6 protein-coding genes are annotated in these 12,255 nt (G+C 43.4%); 4 read left to right on the forward strand and 2 right to left on the reverse strand.

The genetic code is table 11. The features are described 5' to 3' along the window. Positions 1 to 101: 101 nt before the first annotated feature. Together O9X84_RS14945 and O9X84_RS14950 are read right to left on the reverse strand one after the other, a co-directional pair. Positions 102 to 1,760, reverse strand: coding sequence for a LamG-like jellyroll fold domain-containing protein (locus O9X84_RS14945; RefSeq protein ID WP_269520503.1), 1,659 nt, complete (start codon positions 1,758 to 1,760; stop codon positions 102 to 104). Further along, the gene (locus tag O9X84_RS14950) at positions 1,757 to 2,317 is read right to left on the reverse strand and encodes a sigma-70 family RNA polymerase sigma factor (protein ID WP_269520504.1); all 561 of its coding nucleotides are present in this window, start codon (positions 2,315 to 2,317) and stop codon (positions 1,757 to 1,759) included. The genes O9X84_RS14945 and O9X84_RS14950 overlap by 4 nt, the downstream gene beginning before the upstream one ends. A gap of 224 nt (positions 2,318 to 2,541) precedes the next feature. Here O9X84_RS14950 and O9X84_RS14955 point away from each other — a divergent pair, with 224 nt between their 5' ends. From O9X84_RS14955 to O9X84_RS14970, 4 genes are all read left to right on the forward strand, one after another. Next, positions 2,542 to 5,385 (forward strand): alpha-L-rhamnosidase, encoded by a 2,844-nt coding sequence (locus tag O9X84_RS14955; protein WP_269520505.1) that lies wholly within the window; start codon positions 2,542 to 2,544, stop codon positions 5,383 to 5,385. A gap of 50 nt (positions 5,386 to 5,435) precedes the next feature. Beyond that, a complete protein-coding gene (locus tag O9X84_RS14960) occupies positions 5,436 to 7,793 on the forward strand; it encodes an alpha-L-rhamnosidase-related protein (protein WP_269520506.1) in 2,358 nt (785 codons plus the stop codon). 14 nt (positions 7,794 to 7,807) lie between these two features. Next, the gene (locus tag O9X84_RS14965; protein ID WP_269520507.1) at positions 7,808 to 10,849 is read left to right on the forward strand and encodes a sulfatase-like hydrolase/transferase; all 3,042 of its coding nucleotides are present in this window, start codon (positions 7,808 to 7,810) and stop codon (positions 10,847 to 10,849) included. Positions 10,850 to 10,962: 113 nt separating this feature from the next. Continuing rightward, the gene (locus O9X84_RS14970) at positions 10,963 to 12,222 is read left to right on the forward strand and encodes a glycoside hydrolase family 88 protein (RefSeq protein ID WP_269520508.1); all 1,260 of its coding nucleotides are present in this window, start codon (positions 10,963 to 10,965) and stop codon (positions 12,220 to 12,222) included. Positions 12,223 to 12,255: the final 33 nt, after the last annotated feature.

The following is a 12,255-nucleotide window of genomic DNA, read 5'->3' on the forward strand; positions in this document are numbered from 1 at the left end:
ACAACGTCGCAAGAGTTTGGTGATAATCATATAAGTTTCTAGCTACAGGCTTTGCAAAGGTCAGTGGGCATGTGCAGCACTTGAGTGGCTTTTAGCTGAGCTTATTTCTTTGGCTCGTTATGACCGTCGCGCTCAGGTAAGCCGGTGGTGTTGTTTAGCGTTAGTGTTTTATTAGGAGAAAGCTCGATATAGCTTTTTAGAGGCAGCGCTTCTGCTGATGGCTGGGTGCCGAAATAGTTAAGGCCCATAACAACATTTTTGTAGTGAAGATTTATTACAAAGGGGGGAAGGGAAAAATCATAAAATGCTACCTCGTCTATGGTTCCCGCATAGGCCTCAGCAGCATGTCCCTGAGCATTGGGAGAATTCCCAATATTGGCTAAGCCCGCTCCACCGCTCAATACTTTAGAGCCAGGTGGGTATTGGTAAAATGCACCTACTTTCCCGTCGATATAAATTGCTTTTACTCCACTTTTAACGTCATAAGTTGCTACTACATGGTGAAGGTTTCCATCTTTTAACTGCTGAAGCGTTGGACGTCCATCTCTGCCGTCTAGTGGTAGTTTGAGTTCATGGTACCCTTGGCCTAAAATGTACAGCCCGAAGCTTAGCGACTCTGTATAGTCGCCAGCTGGTACTACTATTGATTTATTACGGTCATTTTGAAAGCTAAGCAGCATTCTATGATCTTTATCACTTTGATCTTTTCTGAAAATCTCATCAATTTCACCGTATCGGGTCGTAGTGGGGCCTTCTCCACTGTATAAAGGCTTAATCAATGCTTCTATAGTGACACCATCAATAACAGAGAACGAACCTGTTGCGGGCGCACTTCCACCTCCGCTGCCCACGTTGATTCTTGCATCCTTACCGTTATCAAAGTAAAAAGCGCCTTTCCCGATAAGCCCATCAATGCGTTTAGCCCCATCACCCGCAACACCGACAGCGGTTCCTGCGAAGTCCATCACTCTGTCACCAGCATCATCGAAGTTCCAAAAGTGTCTTGGTCGCCATGCTTTAGGTATCATTTTAGCGTCGATATCAGTTGAGACTGTGGCTGTATCGTCCACTATCTTGACGGTCAAGTTACCCGAATGCATCTCAATATCAAAGACATCAGTTGAAATGGTGATATTCTTATTTGAATTGGAGGTAACGCTAATTTCTCCGCCCTTTAGCTTAACATCGGTAATATTGAACAGTTTGAAATGTGAATGTGAAGCAAATACTAAGCTATCACCTGAGCGTAACCTAAGTTCAACAGGGCCCTCGCTTTTATACATACCGGGATAAACATAGTCGTTATAGACATTGCCATTGCCGTCGACCAATAGCCTTCCACTGACTAATTCTGCTACAAAATATTCATCAGCGAGTGGATCTCCCTGTGTGTTTATGTATATCAATAATAAAGATAAGAAGGTAAAAAACACTGCAAAATAAAGCATGTGTTTTGATTTATTCTTTTTCTTTGGTGAAACTGTATCGAAAGGCGGAGGTTCGTGAAGCTGTTTAGACACATATGTGGGACGAACGACAACTTCATCAATGACGGTCTTGCGTCTTACTATCTCTAAATCCGGAATAGTGCTTGATTTTAAATGGACATGAAATTCGATGTAATCAAGGTAAAATTGTCGAGCTTGCTCGTCATTAGCTAACAGGATTTCGAGTTTTTTGAGCTGCATTTGAGTCACTGTGCCAGCACAGATTTCATCTGCAATGGTACGAACTTCACTAAACTCTTCAGAGCGATTCAATTGTCGTACTCCGCTTTCTCTTTATCAACGCAGTCGAAGAGCGTGCGGCGAAGCAAGTGGATAGATTTGCGAATACCAAAAATCGAACGACCGGTCTTGTCTGCAAGTGCCTGGGCGCTCAAATTTTCTATATAAAACCCGAAATAAAGTTGATATGCAGAATCAGAGAGATGGGAAACGCAATGTTGCAGTGTACGCCACTTTTCGTCTGAATTTTCTTGATGGGAACTTGAAGATATAAGCTGCTCAAGTAATTCATCACTCAAGCCTAAAACTAATTTCTTTTGTTGCCGACGGTAGGTTCTTACGCAATTAAACACGATGGTATTTGACCATTTTCTAAAGCTTGTTCCTTGCTCAAAGGTCTCAAATTCCTTCCACAGGATAACGCTTGTTTCCTGAAAAATATCATCGGCGGCGGCTTTGTCTAAGACAAATGCATAAATGTATGAGTACAGCCGCTGTTTTTCTGATTCAAACAACGTTGCAAAAGCGTCTGAAGCTTGTTTCAAAGAGCCTTGATTAGAATGGGGCGACGGCATGCTTTGAGACACCATATCCTCTCTTTTCCGCTTCGATAAGACATTTCATAATGTTAGTTCAAACTACCCCAGCAGCACTAGCATCAAGTGGAGCGTAAATAGTTAGCGCAATGACATTTTACGTAAAGTTAACATTTAAGACTTTATTTGACTATATTTGATTGAATTTAAATTTTAAGGGTATCAATAATCAAATTAGGTGCCTTTTCTAATTATATAACTTCTGATTTGGTTCAATAATGTCTTATTACCGATACATGCTACTTTGCATGCTCACTATCTTCCTTAATGCTTGCCAACAAGCAGAGCCAGAAAAAACCAATAACGACGAAAAAATGGTTTTACCCGCCCCAATAGCACTTACGGTGGGTGAAGGATTCGTTAATCCAATTGGTCACTATGAGAGCTCACCGCGGTTTAGCTGGCAAGTTCCCGCCGAGTCTACTCAGTTAGCTCAACATAGTTACCAAATTCAAGTGTCTACCTACGATACATTCGACCCAGAACACATTTTATGGGATAGCGGAAGAGTTATGTCATCCAAAAATGCGTGGGTTAGTGCTGAGAGGTTAACTCTAGACTCTAGGCAACGTGTATTTTGGAGAGTAAAAACGTGGGATGCAGCGAGCAATAGTTCACGATGGAGTGAAACGCAGGCTATTGAGACTGGTTTGCTTACAAACAGTGATTGGCACGCTCGTTGGATAGGGCATCCAGACACTAATGAGCGAACTATAGTCCATAGTCCCAACTCCATTGAGCAACCAGATAATCAGTATTTTCGTCCTCAATATTTACGTAAAACCTTTAAGCTGAATAAGCCCATTAAACGCGCTCGTCTTTATATCACCGCCAAAGGGGTATTTAAGCCTTTTATCAATGGCCAAGCAGTCAGTGAAGATGTGATGACTCCAGGGTGGACGCCCTATCATAAACGTATTGAGACACTGACTTACGATGTAACTACGCTATTACAACAAGGGGCTAATGCTATTGGTGCTGCGCTGGCTGAAGGGTGGCAAGGTCGTATTTTCCATCCTGTAAAGCAAGATTATGTTACACCACTGCGTCTTATCGCACAGCTAGAAGTCACCTTTGAAGACGGAACTAGTTCGCGAATTGTAACTGATGATAGTTGGCTTTCAACGGACCAAGGCCCTATTCGCACAGCAGGAAATTATGATGGTGAACGATACGATGCGAATTACGAAATGCCTGGTTGGAGTACGCCAGAGTTTGATAGTAATGAATGGCAACGTGTTTACTCTGAGCCTCATGAGCCTGAAGTTAAGCTTCGGCCGAAACGTCATGCGCCAGTAAGGGTAACAAAAACAATTCCTGCTATCACAATTGTGAGCGTGAAAGATGGTGTAGCCGTTTTCGACATGGGCCAAAACATGGTAGGTGTGCCCGAAGTAACTTTACCTGTACAAAATGGTCAAGCAGTAAGGATTCGTTTTTCTGAAGCACTACAAGGTGAGGAATTCTATGTTAAAAATCTACGCTCGGCCGAAAGTACCGATTGGTACGTTCCTAAATCTGATGGCGTAATTACTTATCAACCGACATTTACGTTCCATGGCTACCGTTTCGTGGAGGTGTCTGGTTACGACAAAACAGCAACGCCAGCACCTAACTGGGTAAATGGTAAGGTGCTTCACTCTGATTTCGATGTCTATGACAATTTTTCAAGTAACCATAGCAAACTCAATACGCTGTCTAGCAATGTATCGTGGGGATTACGGGGTAACTTTCTTGATATTCCAACCGACTGTCCGCAGCGTGATGAACGTTTAGGCTGGACGGGTGATGCTCAAGTTTTTGTGCGTACATCGTTATACAAAGCAGACGTTTACGCATTTTGGGCATCATGGCTAGAGAGCATGCGAGAAGAGCAAGGCATTGATGGAATGATCCCCAAATTTGTGCCATTTCGCCCGTTTCTTACTGAAGGAACCGCCGCTGCTTGGGGAGATGCTGCAACCATCGTTCCGTGGGAATTGTACCAACATACCGGAGATATCGCTGTTCTCGCTGATAATTATTCTATGATGAAGCGATGGGTGAAATTCACTGAGTTTAATAGCTTTGACTATATTTCCAACATTGGCACTTACGGCGACTGGTTACAGCCTTTTACAGAAAACGAACGAGCTTCGGGTGATACGCATCCTGATTTAATTGCTACCGCATATTACGCCCGCTCTGTGGACATTTTGGCCAAAACTGCACAGATATTAGGGTATGAATCCGACGCAAACCAATATCGACGTTTGTTTAATAACATTAAGCAAAAATTCAGAACATTCTTTTTTGATGACACGCTCAATCTTGTGAGCTCAACGACTAAGCAAATTAAACGGGAGAAAGGTAAACGGCTCAAGTCGCCAAAAACCGTTGAACTCAATGTTAAAACTACTCAAACAAGTTATTTGTTGCCGCTGGCGTTTGGATTGTTTTCAGAAGATGAGCAAGCTACAGCAGTTGAAAAGCTATTAGCCTTGTTAGAAGAAAGTGATCGGCATTTACGTACTGGTTTTTTAGGCACACCAATGCTACATCAGGTGCTACAAAAATATGGTCATAGCGAACTAATGTACGATATTTTGCTTCAGGAAACCTATCCGTCGTGGTTTTACTCCATCAACAACGGTGCAACGACTACCTGGGAGCGTTGGAACTCATACTCTCTCGAAGAGGGCTTCAATAAAGCTAACATGAATTCACTTAATCATTATGCTTACGGTGCAGTGGCTGAGTGGTTCTACACAGGTATGCTCGGAATTCGATCACTAGAGCCTGGATTTAAAACCTTTCAGATTAGCCCGCAGTTCACTACTAGGTTAAATAACTTGCAAGGTACAGTGCCAACGATTAATGGCGATATTAAAGTGGCTTGGTCAATTGCCGCCAACCAATTATCAATGAGTATTACGGTACCGAAAAATACTCGCGCTGAACTAAAGCTTCCGTCCCTTACTGGACTAACACTGACCCATAATGGTGAATCTTTACCTGACACTGACCTGTGGCTTGAGCCTGGCTCTTATCAGGTATCGGGCGACATCAGCGGGCCAATGTAGTGTTTTAGAGTTTATAAATTCATTTTTTACAGTTTCAATGGACAATAAATATGCGCATAAGAAAAATAATAATTGCTAGCTTTGTGCTACTTGGTTCTACTTTTTCGCTTCCTGCTACTTCGGTTGAGTGGTCTGCAGAGTGGATTTGGGCAAAAGAACGATTTACAGACCCGAATAGTTGGATGGCATTTCGTAAAGAAATTAGTTTGGATGAACAACCAGAAGCAAGCGTTGCCTATATCAGCGCTGACACCAAATATTGGTTATGGATTAATGGCAAGCTTGTTGTTTTCGAGGGAAGCTATACGGGAGGGCCGTCTCCAGTAACACCAGCGCCACGTACCGACTTTTTCCCTATTGCATCGAACAAGTACTACGACGAAGTTGATATCAGTCAATACCTGACTGAAGGTACTAACACCATTGCAGTGTTGGTATGGTATTACGGTGATAACGGGCAAAAGGGCACCCATATTTCGTCGAATAAAGGGGGCTTTATTTTTCAGGCTGACGCCGGTGATAGCCGAATTATTTCTGATGATTCATGGAAGGTAAATCCTCACTCGGCTTATAACGCTAAAGTAACTAAGCAGTCGCCCTATCGAGTAGCGGCATGGAACATTGATTACGATGCCAGAAATAGCATGGGAGATTGGACGGATGGTGCTTGGTATAAAACCGAGTACGATGATACTAGCTGGGCGAGCGCAAAGAGCCTACACCGTCCGCCGAGAGCACCTTTCAATGCGCTTTTTCCAAGTGAAATCCCCATTTTACACAACTATGGTTTGACGCACTGCGAGAACTATCCCGCATCCAAATTTCCTTTTGAGAGCAATGGTGAAACTATTAAGTGCGTGCTCGATTTTAATAAAAATATTACACCCTATTTCGATATTGAGGCTGAGCAGGGCTTGCAGGTTCATATTGATTCTAATATGCGACTTAACACCATTGAGACCGAGTACACCACGAAAGAAGGTCGGCAGCAGTTTGAGTCGTACTCATGGTTTAACGCTAGGACTATAGAATATACTTTTCCAAAAGGTGTCACTGTGCACGGCCTAAAATACCGCTGGACAGGAGTGGGCGAAACTCCTGGGCACTTTGAGACTGACGATAGCTGGTTTACACGTATTTGGCAGATGGCTGAGAATACTTTATACATTTGTGCTCGCGATAACTTTATGGATACGCCGGATAGAGAGCGAGGTTTGTGGATTGGTGATGTAGCTGACCAGGCAAGCTACTTATTCTACTCCATGGATAAACCCGGGCGCGACCTACTGAAAAAAGCGATCAAAGTAACGCTTGCCTTCAGCGACAGCGAAACGGGTATTTTCGCAGGTTTAGGGCCTGGAAGATTCAGAGAGTTGCCTGCACAGAGCCTACAGTTTATCGAACAAGGTATTTGGCACTATTACTACAATACCGGCGATCGTGAAACGCTTGAATTTGCCTATCCGTACGTTCATAAATACCTCACATTGTGGGATCTCCGCGAGAATGGCTTAGCGACATTTAGAAGTGGTGCTTGGAAATGGACTGACTGGGGCCCGCAGGACACCATAGACTACGACGTTATTCAAAATGCGCTGTATTACAGTGCGTTGGTCTCTGCTCGCAAAATGGCTAGGACGCTAGATGACGATACTCATCTTAGTTTCTATGATAGCCGCATTGCTGCGCTAAAAACCGCATTCAGGGCGATTTTTTGGCAAAACGGTTTTTACAGCAGTGACCCGCAAGCATTTAAAGATGATCGTGCTAATGCCGTCGCTATCTTGTTTGGTTTAGCGGATGAATCACAATATGATCAAATCGTAGACAACGTATTAGTCCCCAATCACTTTGCCAGCCCACACTTCGAATGGATGGTTTACAACGCGATGGCAATGGCTGGGCGTTACGATGAAGCTCTGGCGAGAATGAAAAAGCGCTATGGCAAACAGGTAGCCAACCCAGTTAGATCTACGTTGACCGAGTACATGAACGGTGGTGGCACAGAGAACCATGCTTGGAACGCACCTAGCACGGTACTTAGCAAATATATTGCAGGTATAGCGCCAACTTCCGTGGCCTGGGCGACATATCAGGTCATGCCCAACATGGTGCATATGAAACGCATTGAACAACGGGTGCCAAGTGTGCAAGGGGACATTGATTTTGTAATAACTCGAAGCTCTGAAAACATTACGCTTGAACTCACTTCTCCTGTCAACACTTTGGCCTTAGTCGGCGTGCCCAGGGAGTTTTTTGATATCAGCAAAATATCCTTTAACGGCAAAGTAGTGTGGCAAAACGGACAAGCAAAAAGCAATTTGAGTGGTGTGAAGTTTGTTTCAGAGACACCGAAATACATTAATTTTAAAGTTGACCCAGGCACTTGGGAAATAGATGCTAATTGAGTTAAGAGAATAAAATGAAATTAATATTTAAATATCTGGCCACGCTTATCCTCGTATCTTCAGGTGTACTTCTTAGTACGATGACGTATGCAAGTCAAACTGAGGAATCTCCTAATATCGTCGTGTTTCTGGTTGACGATCTTCGACCTGACCTGGGCGTTTACGGTAACACTCAGGTGCATACCCCCAATATCGACCAGTTAGCGAATGAGGGCGTAAAGTTTACTCGGGCCTATGCGCAACAAGCTATATGTGGCCCTTCTCGCGTAAGTATTATGACAGGCTTGCGGCCTGAAACCACGGGGCTGTACACGATTAGACACGACGGGCGACTTAGACCTAATCAACCTGATGTGATGTCGATGCCGCAGCTGTTCAAAGCAAACGGATATAAGACAATTAGTATTGGTAAGGTTTATCACAGTACGACAGACGATGCCGAAAACTGGTCTACTCATATTAAAAAGCTAGATAATTTTTACGCTATTGACGGTAACAAAGAAAAACGATTTGCATATGAAGCTGGCGAGGTAGAAGACGACTTTTACAAAGATGGTAAAGTAGCCATTGATGCTATACAGACACTAAAAGAGTTAAAAAACGACAAGTTCTTAATGTTTGTTGGCCTTAGTAAGCCTCACCTTCCTTTTAACGCCCCTAAACGTTATTGGGACCTATATGGCAGCAGCGAGTTTGCCGTGCCAAGCCGAAACAAGCCAGAGGACATGTATCGCCTTGCACTCACAAACTGGGGCGAGCTTAGAATGTATGGTGGTATTCCAAAAGAAGGCGACGTTGATGATGAACTGACCAAAAAGCTTATTCACGGTTATTACGCATCGGTTAGTTATATGGATGCACAAGTGGGCAAAGTCATGCAGGCGCTCGATGAGATGGATTTGCGAGAAAATACCATGGTTGTGTTAATGAGCGATCATGGTTACAAGCTAGGTGAGTATGGCGCGTGGAACAAGCATACTAATATGGAGCTGGATACCAGAGTTCCACTGATTGTCAGTCGAGAGCTTTCTCACAGTGCACGTGTATCAAATCGAACCTCGTCGGCGTTAGTCGAAAACATCGACATTTTTCCAACGCTAGCTGAAGCTGCAGGTCTTACTATACCTAAAGTGGATGGAGAAAGTATGCTGTCTCTTATAGACAGCCCCGACGATTCATTCAAACCTGCTGCCTATAGTGTCTTTAATCGAGGCAAGATAATGGGTGTAACAGTAACGAACGGACAATGGCGATATACCCAGTGGCGAGAAGCCGCTACGCAGGAAATAAAGTTCACAGAGTTATACGATCACACAGTGTCTGAAATTGCACGTGTCAATGAGTCTGGAAAGCCAACGGTTCAGAAAATAGAAAAAAAGTTACGTGAACTTTTGCTGGCAAAATTCCCTCTCGATGCTCCATCGTTTTATCAAAAGCGAAACATTAATAACACAAATATTCCTGTAACCCTTAGTTCGGATTTTACGGATGACCAAGTACAGATAGGGAAAGTGTATGATTTTTTTGACGTTGCAGTAAGAACCGAAAGGGGGAGCCCAAATTCAAAGCCAGCAACGTTTGGACGCAGGCCTAAGGTTAATACAGTTAGAATGTTAGGTGGCTGGTTTAATCAGGATTTATCAGGCGATACTTATTTATGGGACGGTGAGAAATACGTATATAACTTTGAGGCTGCATTCGCCAAGCTCGATAGTTGGTTAGACGGCGAATGGGATATATTTCAGATTGTATTGGATAACCCGCCTTGGGCCTTTCAGCGCGGTTACAAATTTGTTGAAGAGCCCGACGGTAAACACTACTTATTAAAAGATAGAGTGGGCGTGTATGGAAATGGGCTGCCACCAAATGATTCGACAGCATGGAGCAATTACATAAGCGCCTTTATGAGCGAACTGGTTAAACGATACGGAAAAGAAACAGTACTTAACTGGCGATTTAGAGTGGGGTCTGAAATAGACACCCGACCGCAGCACTGGGCGGCCACCCGTGAAGCGTTTTTTGAACATTATCGAAATACAGTCGCGGCAGTTAAATCTGTTCTTCCCAGCGCAAAAGTAGGGGCGCACTTCAGAGAAGCGTCTCATAAAAGCCGGTATATTGACTATACTGGTAACAAAGAAGATGCTTATGCACCTTATTTCGTTTCTTGGGCGAAAGAAAATAATGTGCCCTATAACTTCTTAGCGATTTCTTATTACCCCCATATAACCCATCCTCACGAAATGGATATGGATAAGGTATATGCTGATCAGATAGCCCCTATTTTGGAGCATGCAGATTACAATCCTGAAGCTAGCTTTGAAATTCATGAGTATAAATTCATTGTTAAAATGAAGAGGGCTGGTTTCGTTAGTGTCGCAACGTCACATAACTCAGCGTTTTTTGCCATGCTCGCCAAAATGATGCTAACCCACAACATAAAGGAAGTTTTTCAGTGGGGAAACTTCCATGAGGGGTCATATAGCCCAGAAGCGCTAACGCAACTCGCACTGTTTCCGATGGTGGGGAACAGGCTGTATGAAAATTCCGTTAGCGCTAAAAAAACACCTCAGGGAAACACGGTAAATGGAATATTCACAGAGCGAGAATCTGATGATGGAATCGATGTGCTTGCCTTTAATTTTAATAACGAAAATATGGATGCTTTAACGCCTGAATTACTTCATCTTCGTGTTCGGGTGGACAAGCCATCTGGCACTAAGTACCACTATCGAGTAGCGCAAATTGATGACAAAACCAATATCGAGCAGCAGTTCATTAATGATTTTCCTAAAGCGATGCTCACTGAAAGAGAAGGTGGATGGCGGAAAGCCGATGCACACTCTACCGCATCTTTGCGCGATGCTTTAAACGAAGCGGGGCGGAAAGCTTTTCGTGTACATAAAGAAAGCTATGGAAAAGTCACCTCACTAAAATGGAGTGACTGGATGGAGGGGAGCACCCAAGAAAATGATCGGGCTTCAATAGTTTCCATTGATGCGTCTATTCCGTCTTTTTCCGTTCAGAAATACGAAATGCGATGGGCGAATGAGTAGTACACACGAACCTGCCTAAGATTAAGTGTGACCTGTTATGATTGTTTTTGATGATTTTGGCGGGTTTATTGTTTAATCTATACAGCTAAACTAATTAACACGGTAAGTATCAGATGACCAAAAACCAGCAGACTATAGCCGCAATTTTAGCCGCTTGTACTCTTTCTGCTTGCAGCGCAACCGAGAAGCAGGCGAGTGCACCGGCAGTAAAAGAAAAAGTACCCAATACAATCAGCTATTCTAAAAAGATTGATTGGCCAAAGAATAACACTGAGTTTTGTAGCGCTGCGTTAGACCACGCAACTATGCAGTACGATGGGTTTCGGCAAGCCTATACAGATCCCAAAAATGTGCCTAGGTCGTTCAGTCAAGGAAAGCCAAGGTTAGAGCCGATGTTGGGCTGGACTACAGGGTTTGTTGCCGGTAGTTTTTGGAATTTGTATGAGCATAATCAAGACCAAAGCTGGTTGGAGTCGGCAACTAAATGGACAGAGGCCCTCGAAAAAAACCAATTCAATCGTAAAACCCATGATATTGGTTTTATCATCTATGATAGCTTTGGAAATGGTCTTCGCTTAACTGATAATAAAGAGTATGAGACGGTTATTGTAAACGCGGCGAAAACGTTGATGGAACGTTATAACCCAAAAATCGGAGTCACCTATTCTTGGAGTTGGGGCACGTGGGAATTTCCAGTTATCATTGATAATATGATGAATTTGGAATTGTTGTACCGCGCATCAGAAATAACCGGTGACCCTGTATATCGCGATGCCGCCGTCAGTCATGCAAGCGTCACTATGGAGCATCACTTCCGTGACGATTTTAGCTCATTTCATTTGGTGAATTATAGTAGAGAAACGGGTAAGCCCAATTGGAAACAAACTTTCCAAGGTATTGCAGATGATTCTTCTTGGTCTCGTGGGCAAGGGTGGGGGCTGTATGGTTACACCATGTCATACCGATTTACTAAGGAAGAGAAGTTTCTAAATCATGCGCAAGGTATTGCCAATTACATTTTAAATCACCCTAACATGCCCGATGATCTAGTCCCGTATTTTGATTATGACGCCCCAAAACATGAGGGTACGACATTATACAGAGATTCTTCAGCGGCATCATTAGCTGCAAGTGCCTTACTGGAGCTATCTACGTTTGTTGAAGGGCCTGAATCTGAGCGTTACTACAATGCTGCTATGAAAATGTTACGAACACTATCGTCACCAGCATATCTTGCTGAAAAAGGAGAAAATGGTTACTTCCTGTTGAAGCAGGCTACGGGTAACTTCCCAGCAAATGATGAATTGAATGCGTCATTGAATTATGGCGATTACTACTATTTGCAAGCATTGAATCGCTGTAAAGCAATATAGCGTTCTGTGGGTCAATCACTGTCCCGTACTTTT

This window comes from Alteromonas sp. BMJM2 (assembly GCF_027257845.1).
In the GTDB taxonomy this organism is placed as follows: Bacteria; Pseudomonadota; Gammaproteobacteria; order Enterobacterales; family Alteromonadaceae; genus Alteromonas.